Annotated in this window: 18 protein-coding genes; 6 read left to right on the top strand and 12 right to left on the bottom strand. The window is 68.4% G+C overall.

The window, feature by feature from the left end; translation table 11 throughout:
• The first annotated feature begins 41 nt into the window (after positions 1–41).
• Positions 42–2,501, top strand: coding sequence for a glucose/quinate/shikimate family membrane-bound PQQ-dependent dehydrogenase (locus RZE79_RS28875; RefSeq protein WP_319357861.1), 2,460 nt, complete (start codon positions 42–44; stop codon positions 2,499–2,501).
• A 12-nt stretch (positions 2,502–2,513) separates the two neighbouring features.
• Here the strand turns inward: RZE79_RS28875 and RZE79_RS28870 are convergent, their stop codons facing one another.
• From RZE79_RS28870 to RZE79_RS28855, 4 genes are read right to left on the bottom strand one after another with little or no spacing between them, the layout of a single operon-like run.
• A complete protein-coding gene (locus tag RZE79_RS28870) occupies positions 2,514–3,512 on the bottom strand; it encodes a tripartite tricarboxylate transporter substrate binding protein (protein ID WP_319357860.1) in 999 nt (332 codons plus the stop codon).
• Between the two features lie 45 nt (positions 3,513–3,557).
• On the bottom strand, positions 3,558–4,439 hold the full coding sequence (locus RZE79_RS28865; RefSeq protein WP_319357859.1) for an isocitrate lyase/PEP mutase family protein: 882 nt from the start codon (positions 4,437–4,439) through the stop codon (positions 3,558–3,560).
• 40 nt (positions 4,440–4,479) lie between these two features.
• The gene (locus tag RZE79_RS28860) at positions 4,480–4,995 is read right to left on the bottom strand and encodes a 3-isopropylmalate dehydratase (RefSeq protein ID WP_319357858.1); all 516 of its coding nucleotides are present in this window, start codon (positions 4,993–4,995) and stop codon (positions 4,480–4,482) included.
• Positions 4,992–6,281, bottom strand: coding sequence for an aconitase family protein (locus RZE79_RS28855; RefSeq protein ID WP_319357857.1), 1,290 nt, complete (start codon positions 6,279–6,281; stop codon positions 4,992–4,994). The genes RZE79_RS28860 and RZE79_RS28855 overlap by 4 nt, the downstream gene beginning before the upstream one ends.
• Before the next feature lie 124 nt (positions 6,282–6,405).
• On the opposite strand from RZE79_RS28855, the gene RZE79_RS28850 reads away from it, so the two are divergent.
• Positions 6,406–7,263, top strand: coding sequence for an IclR family transcriptional regulator (locus RZE79_RS28850; protein WP_319357856.1), 858 nt, complete (start codon positions 6,406–6,408; stop codon positions 7,261–7,263).
• A 1-nt stretch (position 7,264) separates the two neighbouring features.
• On the opposite strand, the gene RZE79_RS28845 is transcribed toward RZE79_RS28850, so the two are convergent.
• Entirely contained in the window at positions 7,265–8,536 is a 1,272-nt protein-coding gene (locus RZE79_RS28845) for a helix-turn-helix domain-containing protein (protein WP_319357855.1), read from the bottom strand.
• A 142-nt stretch (positions 8,537–8,678) separates the two neighbouring features.
• Between RZE79_RS28845 and RZE79_RS28840 the strand changes: the two genes are divergently transcribed.
• On the top strand, positions 8,679–10,808 hold the full coding sequence (locus RZE79_RS28840) for a PQQ-dependent dehydrogenase, methanol/ethanol family (RefSeq protein ID WP_319357854.1): 2,130 nt from the start codon (positions 8,679–8,681) through the stop codon (positions 10,806–10,808).
• A gap of 69 nt (positions 10,809–10,877) precedes the next feature.
• Here RZE79_RS28840 and RZE79_RS28835 read toward each other — a convergent pair whose 3' ends face one another.
• Positions 10,878–11,867, bottom strand: coding sequence for a LuxR C-terminal-related transcriptional regulator (locus tag RZE79_RS28835; protein WP_319357853.1), 990 nt, complete (start codon positions 11,865–11,867; stop codon positions 10,878–10,880).
• Between the two features lie 181 nt (positions 11,868–12,048).
• Here RZE79_RS28835 and RZE79_RS28830 point away from each other — a divergent pair, with 181 nt between their 5' ends.
• Positions 12,049–14,175 carry a carboxypeptidase regulatory-like domain-containing protein gene (locus RZE79_RS28830; protein WP_319357852.1) on the top strand — a complete coding sequence of 709 codons (2,127 nt, stop codon included), beginning with the start codon at positions 12,049–12,051 and terminating at the stop codon, positions 14,173–14,175.
• An 83-nt stretch (positions 14,176–14,258) separates the two neighbouring features.
• On the opposite strand, the gene RZE79_RS28825 is transcribed toward RZE79_RS28830, so the two are convergent.
• Positions 14,259–15,233: a tripartite tricarboxylate transporter substrate-binding protein gene (locus RZE79_RS28825; RefSeq protein WP_153281671.1), complete on the bottom strand. Its 975-nt coding sequence runs from the start codon at positions 15,231–15,233 to the stop codon at positions 14,259–14,261.
• A gap of 204 nt (positions 15,234–15,437) precedes the next feature.
• Here RZE79_RS28825 and RZE79_RS28820 point away from each other — a divergent pair, with 204 nt between their 5' ends.
• Both RZE79_RS28820 and RZE79_RS28815 read left to right on the top strand, forming a co-directional pair.
• A complete protein-coding gene (locus RZE79_RS28820) occupies positions 15,438–16,622 on the top strand; it encodes a M48 family metalloprotease (protein WP_319357851.1) in 1,185 nt (394 codons plus the stop codon).
• 16 nt (positions 16,623–16,638) lie between these two features.
• Complete coding sequence (locus RZE79_RS28815) at positions 16,639–17,595, top strand: hypothetical protein (protein WP_319361324.1); 957 nt, start codon at positions 16,639–16,641, stop codon at positions 17,593–17,595.
• Here RZE79_RS28815 and RZE79_RS28810 read toward each other — a convergent pair.
• The 5 genes from RZE79_RS28810 to RZE79_RS28790 form a co-directional block, all read right to left on the bottom strand.
• Positions 17,586–18,833, bottom strand: a complete 1,248-nt coding sequence (locus RZE79_RS28810; protein WP_319357850.1) for an AMP-binding protein — start codon at positions 18,831–18,833, stop codon at positions 17,586–17,588. The genes RZE79_RS28815 and RZE79_RS28810 overlap by 10 nt on opposite strands.
• A 163-nt stretch (positions 18,834–18,996) precedes the next feature.
• Positions 18,997–19,809: an ABC transporter ATP-binding protein gene (locus tag RZE79_RS28805; RefSeq protein WP_101491433.1), complete on the bottom strand. Its 813-nt coding sequence runs from the start codon at positions 19,807–19,809 to the stop codon at positions 18,997–18,999.
• Positions 19,810–19,894: 85 nt separating this feature from the next.
• Entirely contained in the window at positions 19,895–21,226 is a 1,332-nt protein-coding gene (locus RZE79_RS28800; RefSeq protein ID WP_153281675.1) for an ABC transporter substrate-binding protein, read from the bottom strand.
• 64 nt (positions 21,227–21,290) lie between these two features.
• Positions 21,291–22,355, bottom strand: coding sequence for a branched-chain amino acid ABC transporter permease (locus RZE79_RS28795; RefSeq protein ID WP_319357849.1), 1,065 nt, complete (start codon positions 22,353–22,355; stop codon positions 21,291–21,293).
• Position 22,356: 1 nt separating this feature from the next.
• On the bottom strand, positions 22,357–23,286 hold the full coding sequence (locus RZE79_RS28790) for a branched-chain amino acid ABC transporter permease (RefSeq protein ID WP_192194009.1): 930 nt from the start codon (positions 23,284–23,286) through the stop codon (positions 22,357–22,359).
• Positions 23,287–23,303 lie beyond the last annotated feature (17 nt).

Here is a 23,303-nt window from a genome sequence, read left to right as displayed (position 1 = left end):
TTGGTCTACGGTAAGGCTTCCGTCCCAGGGGAGCTCCAGCCATGACGCGTTCTTCCGCCCAATTCACGCAGCCTGCCGGGGTGTCGTCGGCGTCTCCCTTGCTGGTCGTCACGGCCGTGGTGCTCGGCCTCGCCGGCCTGGTGCTCGCCGCTGCGGGCGCGTGGCTCATCGCGCTCGGCGGCTCGTGGTACTACCTTGTCGCGGGGCTCGGACTCATCGCGTCGGCGTGGCTGCTGAAGCGCGGCGGCGGCATCGGCCTGCTGGTCTATGCGGCGGTGGTGCTGCTGACGCTGGTGTGGTCGCTGTGGGAGGTGGGCTTCGACTGGTGGCCGCTGGCCGCGCGCGGCGATGTGTTCTTCGTGCTCGGCCTGTTCCTGCTCTCGCCGTGGGTGGCGCGTGCGCTGGCGCGCCGCGATGCCACGGGCATCGGGCCCACGCGCGCCGTGCTCGGCGGCGTGCTTGCGGCCTTCCTCGTGGCCGCGGTGGTTTCGTGGACGCGCGAGCCCGGCCGCATCGAAGGCATCGCGCCGCTGCCCGATGCATCGAGCAATGCAACCAGCAACGCAGCCGCCCACCCGCCACCGCCCACGGATGAGTGGACCGCCTACGGCGGCACCGGTTTCGGCCAGCGCTACTCGGCGCTCGACCAGATCACGCCGGCCAATGTGGGGCAGCTCGAGGAGGCGTGGCACTTCCGCACCGGCGACGTGCGCGGCCAGCCCGGCGATCCGGAAGAGACGACCTTCGAGGTCACGCCGCTGAAGATCGGCGAGCGGCTCTTTTTGTGCACGCCGCACCAGTCGGTGGTGGCGCTCGACGCGACCACGGGCGCGCAGCTGTGGCGCTACACGCCGGAGATCAAGCGCCCGCTCGCGCTGCAGCACCTGACCTGCCGCGGGCTCTCGTACCACGCGGGCAGCGCGGCGCAGCCGCCTGCGCCATCACCCGCGCCGTCGCCCTCGCCGGCACCCGCGGGCGACTGCAGCGCCAAGCTCTTCATGCCCACCGCCGACGGCCGCGTGCTCGCGCTCAACCCCGAGAACGGCAAGCCCTGCATGGCCTTCGGCAACGGCACGGGGCAGATCGACCTGTGGAAGAACATGCCCAACGTGAACCCGGGCTCGTATTACTCGACCTCGCCCGTCGTCGTGACGCGCTCGCTGCTCATCGTGGGCGGCACCGTGCTCGACAACGTCTCGACGAAGGAAGCCTCGGGCGTGATCCGCGCCTTCGACGTGAACACCGGCGCGCTGGTGTGGAACTGGGATTCGGGCAACCCCGACGACACCGCGCCCATCGCGCCCGACCGCACCTACAGCGCCAACTCGCCCAACAGCTGGTCGATCTCGAGCGTGGACGAGGCGCTGGGCCTGGTCTACGTGCCCACGGGCAATCAGCCGCCCGACCAGTGGGGCGGCAAGCGCACCGAGGGCGCCGAGCGCTACTCGTCGTCGGTGGTGGCGCTCGACCTGGCGAGCGGCCGCGTGCGCTGGAATTTCCAGACCGTGCACCACGACCTGTGGGACTACGACGTGCCGTCGCAGCCGAGCCTCATCGACCTGCGCGTGGGCAGCGAGACCATTCCCGCGCTCGTGCAGCCGACCAAGCAGGGCGAGCTCTTCGTGCTCGACCGCCGCAACGGCCAACCGATCGTGCCGGTGACCGAACGGCCCGCGCCGCAGGGCGCAGCCGCAGGCGACCGCACCGCGCCGACGCAGCCGGTGTCGGGCCTGTCGTTCGATCCGCCCGCGCTCACGCCGGCCGACATGTGGGGCGGCACGGTCTTCGACCAGCTGGCCTGCCGCATCGCGTTCCACCGGCTGCGCTACGAAGGCCGCTACACGCCGCCGTCGACGCAGGGCTCGCTGATCTACCCGGGCAACTTCGGCGTCTTCAACTGGGGCGGCCTCGCGGTCGATCCGCAGCGGCAGATCGCCTTCGCCACGCCGACCTCGCTGGCCTTCGTGTCGAAGCTCGTGCCGCGCGCCGACGACACCACGCCGTACGTGCAGGGAAAGAACCGCCCCAACGACAGCCTGCCCGCGCTCAACGAGAACTTCGGCGCGCCCTTCGCGGTGAAGCTCAGCGCGTTCACCTCGGTGTTCGGCCTGCCCTGCCAGGCGCCGCCGTGGGGCCACGTGGCCGCCGCCGACCTGCGCACCGGCCAGGTCGTGTGGAAACACAAGAACGGCACCGTGCGCGACAGCTCGCCGCTGCCGCTGCCCTTCGCGATGGGCGTGCCGAACCTCGGCGGCCCGGTCATGACGGCGGGCGGCGTGGCCTTTCTCTCAGGCACGCTCGACCAGTTCGTGCGCGGCTACGACGTCGGCAACGGCAAGGAACTCTGGCGCAGCCGTTTGCCCGCCGGCGGACAGGCCACGCCGATGACCTACCGCGGCAGCGACGGCCGCCAGTACGTGGTGGTGGCCGCAGGCGGCCACGGCTCGCTGGGCACGCGCACGGGCGACCATGTGATCGCGTACGCGCTGCCAAAGCCATAAAAGCGAACCGGCTCAGTCGAGCTGCAGGCCCGCTTCCTGCGCCGCCTTCGGCAGGATGGCCAGTTCGCGCTTGAGCACATCGGCAAAGGCTTCGGGCGTGTTGCCTGTTGCCGGCGCCACGCCGCCCAGGTCATTGAGCCGCTTGCGGAACGCCGGCTCGGCGGTGATCTTGGCGATCTTCTCGCCGAGCAGCTTGACCACCGGTGCGGGCGTCTTGGCGGGCGCCACCACGCCGAACCACACATCGAAGTCCACGCCGCCGGGCACGCCCTGCTCGGTGAGCGTCGGCACGTCGGGCCACAGTTCGGAGCGGCCGTTGCGCAGCTGCCCGATGGCCTTGAGCTTGCCCGACTGGATGAAGCCGCGCACGTCGCCCGTGCCCAGCAGGCCCCAGGTCACCTCGTTGGCCATCAGCGCCTGCACCAGCGGCGCGCCGCCCTTGTAGGGCACGTGCGTGAAGTTGCTGTCGGCGTTGGCATTGAAGGCTTCCGACGCCAGGTGCGACAGCCCGCCCGCGCCGGCCGATCCGTAGGGCAGGCCGCCCTTGCCGGCCTTCTTGCCCGCGGCCAGCAGCTCCTGCACGTTCTTGTACGGCGACTTCTCGGGCACCACCAGCAGCAGCGGCGCGAGCGACACGCGCGCCACGGGCACGAAGTCCGACGCCTGGAAGCCGGCCTTCTTGTAGATGACGGGGTTGATCGACAGCATGCCCGTGAGCGTGACCGCCAGCGTGTAGCCGTCGGGGGCGCTCTGCGCCACGTTGATCATGGCGATGTTGCCGCCGGCACCGGGGCGGTTCTCGACCAGGACGGTCTGGCCCAGCTCCTCCTGCAGGCGCGGGCTCAGCATGCGCGCGGCCACGTCGGTGGCGCCGCCCGGCGGGTAGGGAACGACCAGGCGGATCGGCTTGCTCGGATAGGCGCCGCCGCCTTGCGCCATGGCGACCGTGCCCAGGCCCAGGGCCAGGGATCCCGCCGTGACGACACGGCCGATGAGAGTGAGAGTGCGCACGTGTGCTCCTGATTTTTTCTTGAAGGGTGAACGAAGGGGTCGGGTTCAGCGGGCGTTGCCGGTTTCGTAGCGGGCCTGCCGCTCTTCGAGCGCGTGCCAGCCGATGAGGTCCTTGAAGTCCGCCATCGGCGTCTGCGCAAAGGGCAGGTCGGCGAAATCGCCCGAGCGGCGGCGCGCCAGCTCGCGCAGGTTGGCCTGCACGGTGTGCACGGTGGTCAGCAGGCCGGCAATCGGATAGCTGGCAAAGGCCGCCACGCTTTCGATCTGTTCGCGGCTCAGCGCGGTCATCCAGGTGCCGGCCATCAGCATCAGCGACAGCCGGCGGCCGCAGGCTTCACGCAATTGCAGCAGTTGCTCGTAGCTGTTGAAGGTGCGCGAGATGGGCTGGATGAGGTCGGCGCCCGCTTCGGCGTAGCGGGCGGCGCGCTCCAGCGCTTCGCCGGGGTCCTGGGCATCGGTGCGCGCGACGATCAGCAGGTCGGGGTCGGTGCGCGCATCGAGCGCGGCCTTGATGCGCCCCAGCGCGTCGTCCATCGACACCAGCGTGGACGTCGGTGCGGCGGCCGGGCAACGCTTGGGACTGACCTGGTCTTCCAGCTGCAGGGCCGCGGCACCGGCTTTTTCGAACTCGCGCACGGCCCGGCCCACGTTGAGCACGCTGCCGTAGCCCGTGTCCGCGTCGACAAAGATCGGCTTGCGCACGACGTTGGCCATGCGGTTCACGGTGGCGACGTTCTCGCTGAGCGTGTACAGCTCCATGTCGGGCTGGCCCAGCAGCGCGGCCGAGATGCCGAAGCCCGTGCTGAAGATGCCGTCGAAGTCCGATTGGTCGACCAGCAGGGCCGACAGCGCGTCCTGTGCGCCGCCGAACCAGAGGGTCGGGCCGTGGGTGATGCGCTGGCGCAGCGCCTGGCGGGATGAGGTCATCGTGTGTCTCCAGAAAAAAAGTGCGGGCCGTTCAGCCCGCTCACCGCGTGGGAGCCATGCGGCGCTTCAGGTACGGAATGAGTCCGCCCGCGTCCAGCATGCCGCGCTCGGAATCCGAGAAGGGCTGCAGCGCCAGGGTCTGGCCCGAGCGCAGGTTCTTCACTTCGTTCGTGCGCCAGTCGACCGTGAGTTCGTCGCCGCGCTGCGTGGCCGCGCGGATGCCCGGGCAGCTGATGAGTGGAAAGCCCATGCTCGTCTCGCCGCGGAAAAACCCCGGCGAGAACGACTCGGCGATGACTGCGGTGATGCCCAGGTGCCGCATGGCGCGCATGGCCGGGTAGTGCGGGTGGCCGTAGCCGAAGTTGTGGCCGCCGACCAGCAGGTCGCCCGGCTTCACGCTGGCGGCAAAGCCCGGCGTGTAGTCGGCCATGGCCAGCGCGGCCAGCTCCTTCACGTCGGTGATCTTGATGTTGCGCACGCCGACGATGAGGTCGATGTCGTAGTCGTCTTCCTCGAAGACCCAGGCGGCGCGGCCGTGCAGGTTCGCGAGGCTCATGCAGGCGCTCCTGCAGCGGCTTTCGCGGCTTTGGCAGCCTCTGCCAGGTAGGGGCGCGGATCGGCGATGCGGCCTTCGAGCGCCGATGCCGCGACCACGGCCGCGTTGCAGATGTAGATCTCCGAGTCCACGCTGCCCATGCGTCCCGGCGTGTTCAGCGTGCCGGTGGACACGGCGCGCTGGCCGTCGCTCATGGTGGCGATGCGCCCGAAGCAGTAGTCGCAGCTGGGCGAACTGATGAAGGCGCCTGCTTCGACCAGCACCTCGATCAGCCCCTCGCGCGCGGCGGCCGCCATGATCGCCTTCGACGTCGGCACCACGTGCAGCTGGAAGCCCGGCTGGATGCGGCGCCCGCGCAGCACGTCGGCCGCAATGCGCAGGTCTTCGAGCCGGCCGCTGGCGCACGAACCCAGGTAGCCGGTGTGCACCTCCACGCCGGTGAAGTCCTTCAGGTCGCGCGTGTTGGCGGGGCTCGGCGGAATCACGACGATGGGTTCGAGCGCCGAGACATCGATCGTCAGCACCTGGTCGTACGCGGCATCGGCATCGGGGTACACCGGGTCCAGCGCGATCTTCGAGCGTCCCTGCACATAGGCCAGCGTCTTCGCATCGGGCGCGATGAGCATGGTGGTCGCGCCGAGGAACATGGCCTGGCCGCAGAGCGTCTGGCGGCCTTCGATGCTCATGGCGTCGATCACGGGTCCGCACAGCTCCACCACCTTGAAGCGGCACGAGGCCGGACCCATCACGCGGACCATGTGGTGGAACACGTCGCGCGCCATCACGCCGGGCTGCAGCGTGCCCGTCAGTTCGACCTTCACGGTCGCCGGCACGGTCATCGTGAGCGTCTCGGTCACGAAGGATTCGAGCACGCCCTTGCGCGCGCCGAAGGCGAAGGTGCCGAAGGCGCCCAGCTGGCTCACATGGCCGTCGAAGTGCACGGCGAAGGCGCCCGGCGTGGCATAGCCCAGCTCGGCCGCGACCTGGTGGCCGATGCCCTCGCGCTCATGCACCGGCACGCCTTGCTCCTTGCCCCAGGCGCGGGTGACCTTGTGCAGCTCTTCTTCCTTCGGCGCGGTGGCCGGGACCATGTGGTCGATGAACAGCACGAAGCGCTCGGGGCTGGCCACCTTCTCGATCCCGAAGTCCTCGCGCGTCTCCTTGAAGAACACGTCGGTGTAGCCGGGAAAGTCGTAGGCGATCACGAAGTCGGGGCGCGCCGTGATCTCTTCGCCCGGCACCACGCGCGGCCTTCCGGCGGCGCGGGCCAGGATCTTTTCGGTCATCGTCTGGGGCATCTGGTTCGGCTTTCGACTTCCACGATGTGGCAGTGCAGGGTGTTCGATGAATGCAATTACATTCGAGGGAATTCCTTCCCCATTCGGGAGCAACCCGAATTACTGCCGCATCGTGGAAACTAAACGCCGAACTGCCGCCGCGAAGACCGCCTCACCCCCGCCGCTGGCCACGGCCGGTGCGCGCTCGGGCACGCAGAGCATCGAGCGCATGGTGGGCATGCTGCGCGTGGTGGCTTCGCGCGGTCGGCGCGGCATGCGCATTGCCGATGTCGTGAGCCTCAGCGGCCTGCCGATGTCGACCTGCTTTCGCATGCTGCAGCGGCTGGAGGTCGAAGGGCTGCTGGTGCGCGACCTGCTCACCCGCAAGTACCACCTGGGGCCGCTGCTGCATGAGCTGGGCATGCTGGCCGAGCCGCGCTACCAGTTGAGCGAACTGTGCGAGCCCGCGCTGCGCACCATCGCCGAGCTGACGCACGACACGGTCTATCTGAGCGAGCGGCGCGGCCCCGAATCGATCTGCACGAGCCGCGCACTGGGCGCCTACCCGATCAAGGCGCTGACGCTGGACGTGGGCATTCGCCGGCCCATGGGCGTGGGCGCCGGCGGCCTCGCGATCCTGAGCGCGCTGCCCGAGGCCGAAGCCGAATTGATCGTCGCGGCCAACGAAGCGCGCTATGCCAGGTTCGGCGCCGCCTTCGAGCCGGGCTTTCTGCGCGAGGCCATCGCGCAGACGCGCGCGCAGGGCTACTCGTTCCTGGACAGCGCGGCGACGCCGGGCGCCGCGGCCATCGGCGTCGCCTTTCCGCCCGACAACCCGATCGCGGCGGTGAGCGTGGCGGCGATCTCCAGCCGCATGGGGCCGGCGCGGCGCGCCGAGGTGGCGAAGATCATCCAGCAGCAGGTGCGGGCGATCTGCGTGCTGCTCGCCTCTGAGTCTGTGGCGGCGCCTTCAGGCCGCGAAGGCGATTGAGCTAAGCCGCTGAAGCGGCGTCCGCTTCGTCGCTCCCCTGCGCCCAACTGCGCAGCCGCCGGTACAGCGTGCCGCGCGACACATTGAGCTGCCGCGCCGCCTGCGACACGTTGCCGCCGTGCGCCGCGAGCGTGTCTTCGATGAGCTTGCGGCTGTGCTCGCGCAGGGTTTCGGTGGGCGCTGTCGGCTCGATGTCGCTCATGGGGGCAAGCGCCACCGGCTGCGCTGCATGCACCTCGATCGCCGCAGGCGCATCGACCTGCGCGTGCGCCATGCCCGGCATCGCCACCGCATGCCGGAAGTCGGCGCCGTCCGCGCCCTTGAGCTGCGCCTGCATCCACACGCCGAGCCCGCTCGCCAGCCGCATCGGCTGCGCGGCCTCGCGCCGGCCCAGCCGCAGCAGGCTTGCCAAGTCGTGGCCCAGCAGGCATTCCACGTCGCGGTCGTCGGGTGCTTCGGGCAGCCGTCCCAGCAGCCGCGCGCCGGCATTGTTGAGCCACGCGATGGTGCCGTCGGGCGCGATGCCCGCGAGCGCTTCGAGCGGCGTGCCGAGCAGCGTGGGGCTGGCCTGGAAGCGCAGGATCAGGTGGTCGCGCGACTGCGCCTGCAGCAGCCGGTTCTCGATGATGGTGGCGTGCAGCGCGACCATCGACGCCGCATCGAAACCGAAGCGCCGCGCTTCCACCGTGAGGTCGAGCACGCCGGCGAGCTGGCCGCTCACGTCGCGGATCGGCGCTGCGGCGCATTGCATGTGGCGCAGCACGTCGTAGTAGTGCTCGGCGCCGTCCACGGTGCAGGCCTGCCCGGTGCTGGCCACGATGCCCGGCGCCGTGGTGCCGACGACCCGTTCGGAGATGTTCACGCCCAGGCGCGCGGTCTGGCGCAGCACGGGCTGGTGCGTGCCGGCGGGCTCGCTCGTGACGTGCACCACCACGCCGTCGCGGTCGGTGAGGATCACGCGGCAGTCGGTGCCCGCGAGCACGTGCTCCATCTGCGCGAGTTCGTGCCGCGCCACGTCGAGCAGCTCGCGGTTGCGCGCGAGCGTGGTGTGCAGCCGGCTGGGCGTGACCGCGTCGAAGGCCACCACGCGCTGCCGGTCGGTGTGGGTGCGGCTGCAGCGCATCCACGACTGGAGCACCGCCTCGCCGACCAGCCCCGAGGGGCGCACGCCTTCTTCGAAGAACTGCTGCCGCGCCAGCGCCACGCGCTGCGCGGGCGTGCTGGCAAAGAGTTGGCGCGGCGCATCCGCCGTGCCGAGCCTGTCGAGCGCCATGGGTTCGCCGCCTCTTCTGGAATCAAGACCGTCTCGAATGTGTTCCGCAATGGAACAAGGCTTGATTGGGGAAATCCCGGGGGTGAAGGCCGGTGCCGCGCGAACGATCCTTGGGGCAGAACGACGAAGGAGACAGACCACGATGAAGACGATCACACAGCCTCTTGCCGGGCGGCGCCTGCTTGCGGGCGCCTTGCTGTGCCTGGGCCTTGCGGCCCCGGCGCTGGCCCAGACGGCAGCCTCCCCGCAGGACCGCGCCGGCGCGGCCGCCAAGCGCGTCGACGCCAACTTCGTGCGCGCCAACGCGGCGAAGAAGACGCCCGACTGGCCCAGCTACGGGCTCGACTATGCCGAGTCGCGCTTCAGCAAGCTCGACCAGGTCAACACGGGCAACGTGAAGCAGCTCGGGCTGGTCTGGTCGTACAACCTGGAGTCGACGCGCGGGGTGGAAGCCACGCCGCTGGTGGTCGACGGCATCATGTACGTCACGGCCTCGTGGAGCGTGGTGCATGCGATCGACACGCGCACCGGGCAGAAAATCTGGAGCTTCGATCCGCAGGTCGACCGTTCCAAGGGCTTCCGGGGCTGCTGCGACGTGGTCAACCGCGGCGTGGCGCTGTACGAAGGCCGCGTCTACGTGGCCGCCTACGACGGCCGCCTGATCGCGCTGGACGCCGCCACCGGCCAGAAGGTGTGGGAGAAGAACACCATCGACGGCCAGAAGGGCAGCTACACCATCACCGGCGCGCCGCGCGTGTTCAAGGGCAAGGTCATCATCGGCAACGGCGGCGCCGAGTACGGCGTGCGCGGCTACGTCACCGCCTACGACGCAAAAACCGGCGACCAGAAGTGGCGCTGGTTCGTGGTGCCCGGCGACCCGAGCAAGCCCTTCGAAGACGAGTCGATGGCGCGCGCCGCCAAGACCTGGGACCCTTCGGCCAAGTACTGGGAAGCCGGCGGCGGCGGCACCGCCTGGGACAGCTTTGCCTACGACCCCGAGCTCAACCTGATGTACGTGGGCACCGGCAACGGCTCGCCCTGGGCGCACAAGAAGCGCAGCCCCAAGGGCGGCGACAACCTCTACCTGAGTTCGGTGGTGGCGCTGAACCCCGACACCGGCAAGTACGTGTGGCACTACCAGGAGACGCCCGGCGACAACTGGGACTACACCTCCACGCAGTCGATGATCCTGGCCGACGTCAAGCTGGACGGCAAGACCCGCAAGGTGCTCATGCACGCGCCGAAGAACGGCTTCTTCTTCGTCATCGACCGCACCAACGGCAAGTTCATCTCGGCGAAGAACTTCGTCGAGGTCAACTGGGCCACGGGCTACGACAAGAACGGCCGGCCCATCGAGGTCGCCGCCGCGCGGCAGAACGAGAAGCCGGGCGACAGCATCCCGGGCCCGTTCGGCGCGCACAACTGGCACCCGATGTCGTTCAACCCGCAGACCGGCCTGGCCTACCTGCCCGCCCAGCACGTGCCGCTCAACCTGATGGACGACAAGGACTGGAAGTTCGACCAGAACGCGCCCGGCCGCCCGCACGCCGCGCTGGGCTGGAACACCGCCATGTTCGCCAACGCCGAGCCGCCCAAGAGCAAGCCCTTCGGCCGCCTCGTGGCCTGGGACCCGGTCACGCAGAAGGAAGCCTGGGGCGTGGACTACGCCTCGCCGTGGAACGGCGGCACGCTGACCACCGCCGGCACGCTGGTGTTCCAGGGCACGGCCGACGGCCGGCTCGTGGCCTACCACGCCAAGACCGGCGAGAAGCTCTGGGAAACGCCCACCGGCACCGGCGTGGTGGCGGCGCCCGCGACCTACATGGTGGACGGCAAGCAGTACGTGTCGGTGGCCGTGGGCTGGGGCGGCGTGTACGGCCTGGCGCAGCGCGCCACCGAGCGGCAGGGGCCGGGCACGGTCTACACCTTCGCGGTCGGCGGCACGGCCAAGATGCCCGCGTTCGTCGAGTACCGCATGGCCAAGCTGGTGCAGGGCGTGAAGTACGACCCCGCCAAGGTCCAGGCCGGCACCATGCTGTACGTGAGCAACTGCGTGTTCTGCCACGGCGTGCCGGGCGTGGACCGCGGCGGCAACATCCCGAACCTGGGCTACCTCGATGCGGCCTACATCGAGAACCTCGACAAGTTCGTGCTCAAGGGCCCGGCCATGTCGCGCGGCATGCCCGACTTCACGGGCAAGCTCTCGGGCGACGACATCGAGAGCATCAAGGCCTTCATCCAGGGCACGGCGGACGCGATCCGGCCGAAGTAGGGCGCATCGCGCGCAAGCAAACAGGAAAGGCGCCATCGGCGCCTTTTCTTTTGAGGGCAGGGCGGCCGGTCAGCCCGCCAGCCGCAACTCGTGGATCAGCCCCGCCACGTTGCCCACCTGCAGCTTGTCGTAGATCGACTGGATGTGGTTGCGCACCGTGGCCGGCGAGCGGTTCAGGAGGGCGGCGATGTCCTTGTGCGTGTCGCCGCGCGCCAGCAGTTCGGCCACCGTGTGCTCGCGCGGCGTGAGGCTGTCGGCGCGGCAGCGCTTGCGAATGCTCAGGAACAGGAGGCGCTGCTCAAGCCGATAGGACACCACGACGTGCCGGCCCATGCAAGCCGACTGCGCCGTCATGAAGTGCTGCAGCAGCAACTGCGGCAGCGCCTGGCGCGGCCAACCCGGGAATTCTTCCTGCATCAGCGCCACGAAGGTCACGTCGCAGTGATAGATCGCGCCTTTCAAGTCGGCAATCGCTGCGCCGCGCGGGTGCGTGCCCGAGGCCGGCGAGAGCGTGCGGTCCAGGTGCATCACGCGGTTGAGCGCCAGCGCCTGCATGAGGTGGGGCGACAGGCTGGCCAGGAGGCTCACTTCCTCGGGCTTGCAGTGCGCATCGGGATCGGCGCGGAACAGCGAGAACCAGTGCATGAAATTGGACTGCGGGTTGCTGTCCATCGTGATGAAGATGTTGTTCTGGTCATAGCGCTGCACGTAGTCCAGAAACGGCGCGTACGTGGGGCCGCTCCACCAGCTCGCCGAGTTGAAGCCCCGCGTGCCGTGTCCCTTGCCGAAGAAGCTCGCGGCCGCGGAGTCGAGGTGCTTGAAGTCGTCGTACTCCATCATCATCTCGGGCGTCTTGCGGTGCAGGTGCAGCGTGTGCACGTCGATCCCCTCGGCCGCTGTGGTGGCGGTACCCCACATCGACGAGTCGAAGGGCAGCACGGGCTTGATGAGGTCGAGCGCCGCATCCTGGAAGGCATCGATGGGCAGCTCGTGCGAGAGGCGGTACAGCCGCAGCAGGAGGTCGCTGAGATCGTGCGGAGCACCGGCCGGGGAGGTCATGCGCGGAGTCTTCCAGCCGCCGAACCCTCTGCCCATCCCATGTTCCGGGGAAGCGCGCCAGGCCTGGCCGGGGGGTTTCAAGAATGGTGCATTTGCATCATTTGATTTCCAAAAGCGAAAGCTATTGTTTGCAGCGCCCTCGGTTGCTGCCCAGGCCCTTTCCCTTTTCGAGAGATCCACGATGCCTCATCCCACCTCCAGAATCCCCCACGCCCTGTCCCTTGCCACCCTGTTGATCCTCGGCGCCTGCGGCGGCGGAGGGGGTGGCGGAGGCGGCGGTGGTTTCGCGTTCCCCGTCGGCACGGGCGGCAATGGCGGCACGCCGCCCGCCGCCGAATCGCCCGGCACGCTGAGCGGCACCGTCGCCACCGGCGCCGCCTTTGCCGGCGCCGCCCTCACCGTGTTCGACCAGACCGGCGCCAAGGTCTGCGAACTGACCGTGCCGGCCGAAGGCAGCTACAGCTGCGTGCTGCCCGCCGGCACCAGGGCGCCGCTGGTGATCCAGGCCGTGCGCGACGACCTCACGCTCTACAGCACCACCGCCAGCACCGCCACCGGCACCACCAATGTGACGCCGCTGACCACCGTCGTGGTGGCGCAGCTGTCGCCCGACGGCGACCCCTCGAAGCTGGCCGCCGCCGTGCAGGCCGATGCCGGCGCCGTCACGCCGGGCGCCATCAGCGACCAGGTCGCCAGGCTCGTGGCCGCGCTGAAGCCGCTGCTGGACGCGCTCAACACCAGCATCGATCCGATGAGCGGCGAGTTCCAGGCCAACGGCACGGGACAGGACCGCGTGCTCGACACGCTCAATGTCTCGGTGCGCCCCGACGGCACCGCCGCCAACATCGAGATCACCGTGAAGGCGCAGCCTGCGAGCGAAGACAGCGCGCCGGTGTCCATCGTCTTTCGCACCGGCGAGAGCACCATCGCGCCGCTGCCCGCGGTCGATGTCGCGGCCCTCGTGCCGCCGCCCACGCCGGCGATGGTGAAAGACCTGCTCGACCGCCTCGACGCCTGCTACGCGCTGCCGGTGAACGAGCGCGTGGACAGCACCATCGGCTCCGACGGCAACGCCTTCGGCGAGGCCTTCAACGTGGTCGCGCCGGCCTGCCGCACGCTGTTCGTGGGCGACGACCCGGCCAGCTTCGTGACGGCCGGCCTGCACATCGGCCGCGCGTCGAGCGGCCCGCGCCGGCCTTTCGAAAGCCTGTTCCGTTTCGGTCCCACGAACCTGAAGCACGACCGCGGCAACTTCGAATATTTCCATCCGGGCGGCGACATCGCGCTGACCTACCGCTGGACCGACAGCGTGGGCAACACCGACAACGACGTGTTCAACGCGAAGATCGTGAATGGCGCGCTCAAGCTCACCGGCAACAGCAACGCCTACCGCGCCGCCGTGCGCCCGCAGCAGGAGCTGAAGGACTTCCTCAAGCACGCGAACCTGATGTACCACGCCGCCGGCTACAACGTCGCGGTGGACAATGTGCTCGACGGCAACGGCGACTCGATCTTCACGAAGGTGGTGGCCACCTCGTCCGCGCTGCCGGGCCGCGAGCTGGTGCTGGTGCCCCGGGCCGGGCTGACGACCCTGGTGCTCACCACCGACGGCACCCCCAACGGCGCGCTGAACTCCTCGCTGTGGCGCATGGCCGCACGCTACGCGGACCCGGCACAAGGCGGCAATCCGAGCAGCATCGAGCCCGGAAATCTCTTCGCCGCGCCGCAGTTCGACGACGCACAGCTGGGCGCCATTCCCGACCAGTCGGTCTGGAAGCTCGAGTTCTTCCTGGCGGCCGGCGGGACGAACCCGGTGCAGTACGCGCGCACCTTCTCGCGCGCGCCGACCCTCGCCGAGGCCATGCAGTTGCCGACCATGGACATGACGCCGGCCCTGCGCGCCGAGCTGATGCAGGAGATCGACGGCGTTCCGCGCGGCATCGTGTTCGGCGCGCCGGAGCCGTCCGACCCCGGCGCCAACAACATCGACTTCAGCGCCGAGGGCAACCAGGACGGCTGGTCGGTGCCCACCGGCGCCTACGCCCCGACCACCTTCCTGGTGGCCGGCCGTGGCCCGAACAACAACCGCTTCACCGACTCGATCACCGTGCGCACCTCGGCGCGCAAGGCCGTCATCTACTGCCAGCCCGTGAACTCGCCGAGCGACAACCACTGCACGAGCGTCGGCAACAACGCCTGGCAGTATGCGCAGGGCTCGTCGGTCAGCAGCTTCATCTTCACGGCACGCACCGCGCGCCAGGTCGATGTGCGCAAGAACTTCGAAGTCTGGACCGTCCCCACCCCCTGATTCTTTTTCCTGCTGTCACACCGGATGAAAAAAGCCGCCGGCCCTTTCGGGCCGGCGGCTTTTTCTATGGGAGATCGAAAGGATCAGTCGGCGTACACGCCAGCCGCCTTGATGATCGGGCCCCACTTGGCGATTTCAGCCGAGACGAACTTCTTGTGCTCGGCCGGCTCGACGCGCTTGTCGGTGGTGATCACGGCGCCCAGGCCTTCCTGGCGCTTGATGAAGGCCGGGTCCTTCATGGCGGCCTTGATGGCCTCGTTGACCTTCTTCAGCACCGGCGCGGGCGTGCCCTTGGGGGCGTACACGCCGTGCCAGATCGACACTTCGAAGCCCTTCAGGCCCGACTCGTCGAGCGTGGGCAGGTCTTTCAGCGCGGGCGTCGTGAGGCGCTTGCTGGTGGTCACGGCGTAGGCCTTGACCTTCTTGGCCTCGATCTGCGACGTGGTGTTGGTGGTCTGGTCGCACAGCAGGTCGATCTGGCCGCCCAGCAGGTCGGCGATGGCCGGCGCGGTGCCCTTGTACGGCACGGGCGTCATTTCGACCTTCAGCGCGCTCTGGAACAGCAGGCCGCACAGGTGCGAGGCGGCGCCCAGGCCGGCGTTGCCCAGGTTGATCTTGCCCTTGTTGGCATTGATCCAGGTCGTCAGTTCCTTGTAGTTGTTGGCGGGCAGGCCGGGCTTGCCGATGAGCGTCATGGGCACTTCATTGACCATGCCGAGGTATTCGAAGTCGTTCTCGACGTTGAACGGCAGCTTGCGGTACAGCGCTGGCATCGTCGACATGCCGATGTGGTTCAGCAGCAGCGTGTAGCCGTCGGGGTTGGCGCGGGCCACCTTGGCGGTGCCGATCGAGCTGCCGGCGCCGGCGGTGTTGTCCACGATGATCGTGGTGCCCAGCGTCTTCTGCAGCGATTCGGCCAGGTCGCGGGCCACGCGGTCGGTCGGGCCGCCGGCCGAGAAAGGCACCACCAGTGTCACGGGCTTGCCTGCGGGGAAATCCTGGGCGTGTGCGCCGACGGCGGCCGCGGCAATCGCCGCGAGGGCAAACAGTTTCTTCATGATGTCTCCGACGGAGTTTTTAAATGGAAAGGGTCGCGATCTTATCGGCTGACCGGGGGCTGACCCATACCGAATAGCCCTTAGGAATGTCACCGATTTCGCCCCATGCTGGGGCATGATCACGCCCGTCCCGCGCACCCGCGCCGGGGTGACCACAACCACAAACAGGCCAGCCCGACGGGCGGCATCGAGGAGAAGAAACCAATGGATCCCTGGGTCTATCCGCGCGAGCGCTGGCTCGGCAAACTCACGCTCGTTCTGGGCCTGCTGGCCTGGGCGCTGATCGTCGTCGGCACGCTGGGCATTGCGCTGCTGTACGTGCTGCTGGGCTTCATCGGCTACGTGTTCGCACAGTCGGCGGTCATCGCCTGGATCAAGGGCACCGGCGTGAAGCTGTCGCCCCAGCAGCTGCCCGAGCTGCACGCGCGTTTTGTCGACTGCTGCACCCGCCTGGGCATCGCGCAGCCGCCCGAGGCCTACCTGCTGCACGGCGACGGCATGTTCAACGCCTTTGCCACGCGCTTCTTCGGCCGCAACTTCGTGGTGCTGCTGTCCGACGTGGTCGACGCCATGGAGTCGCAACCCGACGGCATCCACTTCTACATGGGCCACGAGCTGGGCCACATCCGCCGCGGCCACCTCACGGGCCACATCTGGCGCGCGCCCGTGCTCTGGCTGCCGCTGCTGGGCGCGGCCTACGCGCGCGCCAAGGAATACACCTGCGACCTGCACGGCGCCGCCTGCTGCCGCGAGGTCGATTCCGCGCCGCGCGCGCTGGTGGCATTGGCCGCCGGCGCGCAGCAGTGGCGCAACGTGAACCTGCAGCGCTACGCCGCCCAGTCGGTGGCCAACCGCGGTTTCTGGGGCTCGTTCCATGAGCTCATCGCCGGCTATCCCTGGCTCACCAAGCGCGTCGCACGCGCCATCGACCCGGGCGCCAAGCTGCCCGAGCGCAACCCGGTGGCGTACCTGCTCGCGCTCTTCGTGCCGTATGCCGGCCGGGCCGGCGGCGGCGCGGCGGGCGCGCTGATCGTGGTGGCGGTCATCGGCGTCCTGGCGGCGGTGGCCATCCCCGCCTACCAGGAGTACCAGACCCGCGCCGCCGTCGCGCAGGCCTGGACCCAGGGCGCACCGGTGCGCGACGCGCTCACGCGCCACTACGAAGAAAAGGCCGAGATCCCCGACACCCTGGCCGCCGTCGGCCTGCCGGGCAACCTGCCCAACGGCGCGGCGCTCACGCTCGACCCGGACAGCATGGTGGTGGAGGTGGCCACGCCCAAGGGCACGCTGCGCATGGAGCCGTCGTCGACGGACGCGGGCATCGCGTGGCACTGCAGCGCGGGGGACGGGTTGAAGGACAAGGCGTTGCCGGCGAGCTGCAAGAAGTAGCCGTCTGTTGGCTTCGATGACGTCTTCCACTTCACTCGCCAACGCGTGGCGCCTGCCGCGCGACTTCGCGCTCATCACCGTGGCCGTCGAAGCGGCCATCGTGGGGGTCCGCTTCGGCCGGCAGCTGTCGTCCGCCTCGGAGGACAGCGGCTATGGCCTGGAGGTGTGGTTGGGCATGGCGGCCAACCTCGCGATGGCCTGGGTGCTGTCGGCGGCATTGGCCTGGAGCCATGCCCGCCAGGCGCTGGAAGTGCGCGGTGCCGCGCGCCTGACGCAACTGCGCGGCCCGCATGTGCGCCTTGCCGGGGCCTATCTCATCGTGCGGGTGCTCGAGTATTTCGTGCTGAGCCCCTGGCTCTACGGGCTGGAGCTGCTCTACATGCCGGGCGGTCGGCTGGTGCAACTGGCGATGCTGGTGCTGGGCGTGTGGCTCGCAACCTGGATTGCGCTGAGGCAGGGCACTCAGGCATCGGCCGCGTCGTCCGATGCGGGCGTCGCCGATGCCGCGGCGCCCCCGGGCGCGTGGTCGGGCCGGACCACGGTGGCACTGTTGATCGCCGCCGTGTTCGCGTCGACCCAGGTGTGGTGCGTGATGGCCGTGGACCCGTGGAACGAGGTCGAAAGGACCCTGAATCGCGTGGTGCCCTTCCTGGGCTTCCTCGGGCCGCCGCTGCTGCTCTTTGCGCTGGCGTTCTGGGGCGGCTGGCTCGGCATCGGCCGCGGGCCCGGCCCCGCACGCATCCGGCCCTTCCGGGCCGTGGCGGCATCGGTGCTGGCCTTGGTGCTGGTGGTGGGGAGTTGCGCGGCCCTCTTCTTCGTGGGGTTGGCGGCGGTGCTCGTGCCGTCGTCGAGCAGCATGGCCGGCCTCGGCGGCCTGATCGTGCTGGTGGGCGTGCTCGTGCTGCTCTACCTCGTGCTGACGGTGCTGCTCACACGGTTCATCACGCGCCGCCTGTATCGCCCCTACTTGTAGCTGCGCGCGTCCTCGATCACCTTGCCGTCGTTCGGCAAGGTGCCCGGCGCCACCAGTTCGATGGTGCCGCGCAGCTTGGTCACTTCGCGCACCGCGTCGGCAACCCGCGCATCGAGCCCGGCCGGGGCGCCGGCGCATTCGAGCTTGAAGGTCATCTGGTCGTCGCCCATTTCGCCCGACACCACGAGGCGTGCGCGCACGATCTCGGGAAAGCGCCGCACGACCTCGGCGACCTGCGACGGGTGCACGAACATGCCGCGCACCTTGGTGGTCTGGTCGGCACGGCCGAGCCAGCCCTTGATGCGCTGGTTGGTGCGGCCCGTGGGGCAGGTGCCCGCGAGCACGGCCGAGAGGTCGCCGGTGCCGAAGCGCACCAGCGGGTAGTCGGGGTTGAAGGTGGTGACGACGATCTCGCCCACCTCGCCGTCGGGCACCGGGTCGCCGGTGCCGGGGCGCACGATCTCGACCAGCACGCCTTCGTCGATCACCAGGCCCTGGCGCGCGCTGGTTTCATACGCGATGAGGCCCAGGTCGGCGGTGGCGTAGCACTGGATGCCCTGCACGCCGTGCGCGGCAATCCAGTCGTGCAGGCTGGGCGGAAAGGCCTCGCCAGAGACGAGCGCCTTGGTGAACCACGGCAGCTTCTGGCCTTTTTCCTCGGCCTTCTCCAGCAGGATCTTCAGGAAGCTCGGCGTGCCCGCATAGCCATCGGGCTTGAGGTCGACGATGGCTTCGAGCTGCTGCTCGGTCTGGCCCGTGCCACCCGCGAAGATGGTGCAGCCCATGGCGTGCGCGCCGCTTTCCATGATCGAGCCGGCCGGCGTCATGTGGTAGCTGAAGCTGTTGTGGATCAGCTCGCCGCCGCGAAAGCCCGCCGCATGCAGCGCCCGTGCGGTGCGCCAGTAGTCGCGCGCCTCGCCCTCGGGTTCGTAGATGGTGCCGGGGCTCGCGAAGATGCGCGGCATGCGCGGCCCGCGCACGATCGACGCAAAGCCGCCGAACGGGTCGTCGGCGCGGCGTGCCTTCTGCAGCTCGAGCAGTTCCGATTTGCGCGTGACGGGCAGCTTGGTGAGGGCTTCGCGCGAGGTGACGTTGCCGGGCTTCACGCCGTCGAGGATCTTCGTGAACGCGGGAGAGGCGGTCTGGGCCTGGGCGATCTGCTTGGGCAGCGCGGCCAGCAGGTCACGTTCGCGTTCGGCGGGGTCGCGGATCTCGAGGTTGTCGTAGTGGTCGGTCATGTCCGTACCCTTTGTCTTTCTGTTCGGTCTTGCTCCCTCTCCCGCGTGCGGGAGAGGGCTGGGGTGAGGGTCGGCGGCGATGGCGGAGGCGGTGTCGGTGCAAAGGCCGATGCCCTCACCCTGACCCTCTCCCGCAAGCGGGAGAGGGAACAAGACAAGCCCCTCAAGCCAGCCACCTCTTGCGGCGCTTGTAGCTCTTGACGTCGCGGAAGCTCTTGCGGTCTGCGCCGCCCACGCCGAGGTAGAACTCCTTCACGTCCTCGTTCTCGCGCAGGCTCTTGGCTTCGCCGTCCATCACGATGCGGCCGTTCTCCAGGATGTAGCCGTAGTCGGCGTAGCGCAGCGCCATGTTGGTGTTCTGCTCGGCCAGGAGGAAGGTCACCTTCTCCTTGGTGTTCAGGTCTTTGACGATCTCGAACACCTCTTCCACGATCTGCGGCGCCAGGCCCATCGAGGGCTCGTCGAGCAGCACCATCGTCGGGTTGGCCATCAGCGCGCGGCCGATGGCGCACATCTGCTGTTCGCCGCCCGAGGTGTAGGCCGCCTGCGAGGTGCGGCGCGTCTTCAGGCGCGGGAAGTACGCGTAGACCTTCTCCAGCGTCTCCAGCACCGCGGCCTTGCCGTCGGTGCGCGTGTAGGCGCCGGTCATCAGGTTCTCTTCGATGGTCAGGTGGGCGAAGCAGTGGCGGCCTTCCATCACCTGGATCAGCCCGCGCTTGACCAGCTCGGCCGGCGACAGCGCCTCGATGCGTTCGCCGCGCAGCTCGATGGTGCCCTTGGTGACGGCGCCGCGTTCGCCTGCGAGCAGGTTGCTCACGGCGCGCAAGGTGGTCGTCTTGCCGGCGCCGTTGCCGCCGAGCAGCGCGACGATGCCGCTTTCGGGCACGGTCAGCGACACGCCCTTGAGCACGAGGATCACGTGGTTATAGATAACCTCGATGCCGTTGACGTTGAGAAGGATCTTGGGTTCGCTCATGGTGTGGTCCGAAGCATTCGCAAGAACGGCACATCGCCGTCCTTGCGAATGGCGGCTCTTGCGAGCCGCCACGGCACTCAGTGCATCAGGATTGGCAGTCGGCCGCTTCGCGGCGGGTGATCTTCTTCTCACCGGCGTACTTGTCGGCAGCAGCCTTCACCATCGGCTTGATGATTTGGCTGTCGGCTTCGTACCAATCAGACATGCCGCCCCACTTCGCGCCGTCCCAGGTGTGGACGCGCGCCCAGGTCGATCCCATGTGGTCCTGGCACGAGGTGCTCACCGGACGCATCACGCCCGAGAAGCCCAATGCGTCGAGCTTCTTCTGGTCGAGTGCGAGGTTCTCCATGCCCCAGCGCACTTGCTCGCCGGTCATGACCTTGCCCTTGCCGAAGCGCTCTTGCGCGCGCTTGACGGCCTCGATGGTCAGCATCTGGATGATCACGCCGCGCGTGTAGAGCACCGAGCCCACTTCGTCCTTCGGACCCGTGCCCTGGCCCTTGTCGTGCACTTGCTTGAGGATGTCCTGGATCACCTTCGGCTGCGTGCCCGAGGTGTTCAGCGCCAGCGCGTTGTAGCCCTTGGCGTTGGCACCGACGTCCTTCACGTCGGGTTCGGCGCCGGCCCACCACACGCCGTACATCTTCTCGCGCGGGTAGCCCGTGGCCACGGCTTCCTTCAGGGCGGTGGAGTTCATCACGCCCCAGCCCCACAGCAGCACGAAGTCAGGACGCGACTGGCGCACCTGCAGCCAGGCCGACTTCTGTTCCACGCCGGGCGCGGTCACGGGAATGAGCGACAGCTCGAAGCCGTTCTGCTTGGCGCGCTCCTGCAGCAGCGGAATCGGTTCCTTGCCGAACGGCGAGTCGTGGTACACGAGGGCGATCTTCTTGCCCTTGAGCTTGTCCATGCCGCCTTCTTTTTTCCCGATGTGCTGGATCAGGATGTCGGCCGCGGTCCAGTAGGAGCCCATGAGCGGGAAGTTCCACTTGAACACGCCACCGTCTTGCGAGGCCGAGAGGCCGTAGCCCAGCGTGATGAGCGGGATCTTGTCGGTGGGCACCTTGTCGGTCAGCGCGAAGGTGATGCCGGTGGCCTGCGGGTCGAACAACGCAACGCCCGGGCGGCCCTTCAGGCGCTCATAGCATTCCACGCCCTTGTCGGTCGCGTAGCCGGTTTCGCATTCCTCGTAGGCGATCTTCACGCCATTCATGCCGCCGGTGGCGTTGACGTACTTGATGTAGTCCTGCTTGCCGTTGGCCCAAGGCGTGCCGTTGGGCGCGTAGGGGCCGGTGCGGTAGACCAGCAGCGGGAAGAACTGTTCCTTGGCCTGCGCCTGGACCAGCGAAGGCGCCAGCGCCGTGCCCAGGGTGGTGACCACCAGGGCGGCGGTCAGAGCGAGCGATTTCAGTGTCATGCCTGTCTCCTTTTGTGGGCACCTCGGTGCCGGGTTTTTACGAACGAACAACAACGGGAACCTGTCAGTGCGGGAAGGGCCACAGCCGCAGTTTTTCCTTGGCCGTGGACCACAGCCGCGCCAGGCCGTGCGGCTCGACGATCAGGAAGAACACGATCAGCGCGCCGAAGATCATGGTCTCCAGGTGCGAGGCCAGTGCGGTGGAAATCGAGAAGCCCAGCCACCCCGGCAGCTGGTTCAGAAAGAGCGGCAGCAGCACGATGAAGGCGGCGCCGAAGAAGCTGCCCATGATCGAGCCGAGCCCGCCGATGATCACCATGAACAGCAGCTGGAACGAGCGGTCGATGCTGAACGCCGCCGGCTCCCACGCACCCAGGTGAATGAAGCCCCACAGCGCGCCGGCCACGCCGACGATGAAGCTGCTCACCGCAAAGGCCGTGAGCTTGGCGTACACCGGGCGGATGCCGATCACCGCGGCCGCCACGTCCATGTCGCGCATCGCCATCCACTCGCGGCCGATGGCGCTGCGCACCAGGTTCTTGGCGAGCAGTGCGAACACCACCACGAAGACCAGGCAGAACAGATACTTCTGCACCGGCGATTCGATCGGCACGCCGAACACGTTCAAACCTGCCACGCTCACCGAACCCGACGACGAGTTGTTGGTGAACCACTGGATGCGCAGGAACGCCCAGTCGGTGAAGAACTGCGCGGCCAGCGTGGCCACCGCGAGGTACAGGCCCTTGATGCGCAGGCTTGGAATGCCGAACAGCACGCCGATCACCGTGGCGCACAGTCCGCCCAGCAGCAGCGAGGCAATGAGCGGCATGCCGTCGATGCGCACCTGGAAGTTGTAGGCCGCATACGCGCCCACCGCCATGAAGGCGCCGGTGCCCAGCGAGATCTGGCCGCAGTAGCCGACCAAAATGTTCAGGCCGAGCGCCGCGAGCGACAGGATCAGAAAGGGCGTGAGGATGGCGCGCATCCAGTAGTCGGACACGCCCATCGGCACCACGACGAACGCCACGAGCAGCAGCACGAGGATCGCGATGCGGTCCTGCGCAATCGGAAAGATCTGTTGGTCGGCGCGGTAGCTCGACTTGAACTGGCCGTTTTCTCTGTAGAACATGTCAGACCCGATCGATGATCTTTTCGCCGAACAGCCCTTGGGGCCGCACGAGCAGGAAGACCAGTGCAAGAACATAAGCAAACCAGATCTCGATGCCGCCACCGAGCATGGGGCCGAGATAGATTTCAGACAGCTTCTCGCCGACACCGATCAACAGGCCGCCGATGATGGCGCCGGGGATCGAGGTCAGTCCGCCGAGGATCACCACCGGCAGCGCCTTCAGCGCCACCAGCGAGAGCGAGAACTGCACGCCGAGCTTGGAGCCCCAGATGATCCCGGCCACGAGTGCCGAGAAGCCGGCCACCGACCACACGATCACCCAGATGCGCGACAGCGGAATGCCGATCGACTGCGCGGCCTGGTGGTCGTCGGCCACCGCACGCAGCGCGCGGCCCGTGGCGGTCTTCTGGAAGAAGATGGCCAGCACCACCACCAGCGCGGCCGACACCGCCGCGGCGGCCAGGTCTTCCTGGCTCAGCAGCAGGCCGCCGGGGAAGGTGCCTTCAAGCACCATCAGCGGCTCCTTGGGCATGCCGACATCGATCTTGTAGATGTCGTTGCCGAAGATCGTCTGGCCCACGCCGTCGAGAAAGTAGGCGATGCCCAGCGTGGCCATCAGCAGCGTGATGCCTTCCTGGTTCACCAGCTTGCTCAGCGCGAGCCGTTCGATGAGCCAGGCCACGACGATCATCACGGCCATGGCCGCGATGAAGGCCAGGATGTTCGCGAGCAGCAGGCTCTGGAAGCCGAACCACAGCGGGAACCACTCGGCAAAGCGCGCCATGGCCAGTGCGGCGAACAGCACCATTGCGCCCTGCGCGAAGTTGAAGACGCCCGAGGCCTTGTAGATCAGCACGAAGCCGATCGCGATGAGCGAATACAGCATGCCGACCATGAGGCCGCCGAAGAGGGTTTCGAGGAAAAAGCCCATGGTCAATGTCTCTCTTG

This window comes from Variovorax sp. EBFNA2 (genome assembly GCF_033802765.1).
Lineage (GTDB): Bacteria > Pseudomonadota > Gammaproteobacteria > Burkholderiales > Burkholderiaceae_C > Variovorax > Variovorax paradoxus_H.
The sequence above is the reverse complement of the archived record's forward strand: the minus strand, read 5'-3'. Positions and strand labels throughout refer to the sequence as shown.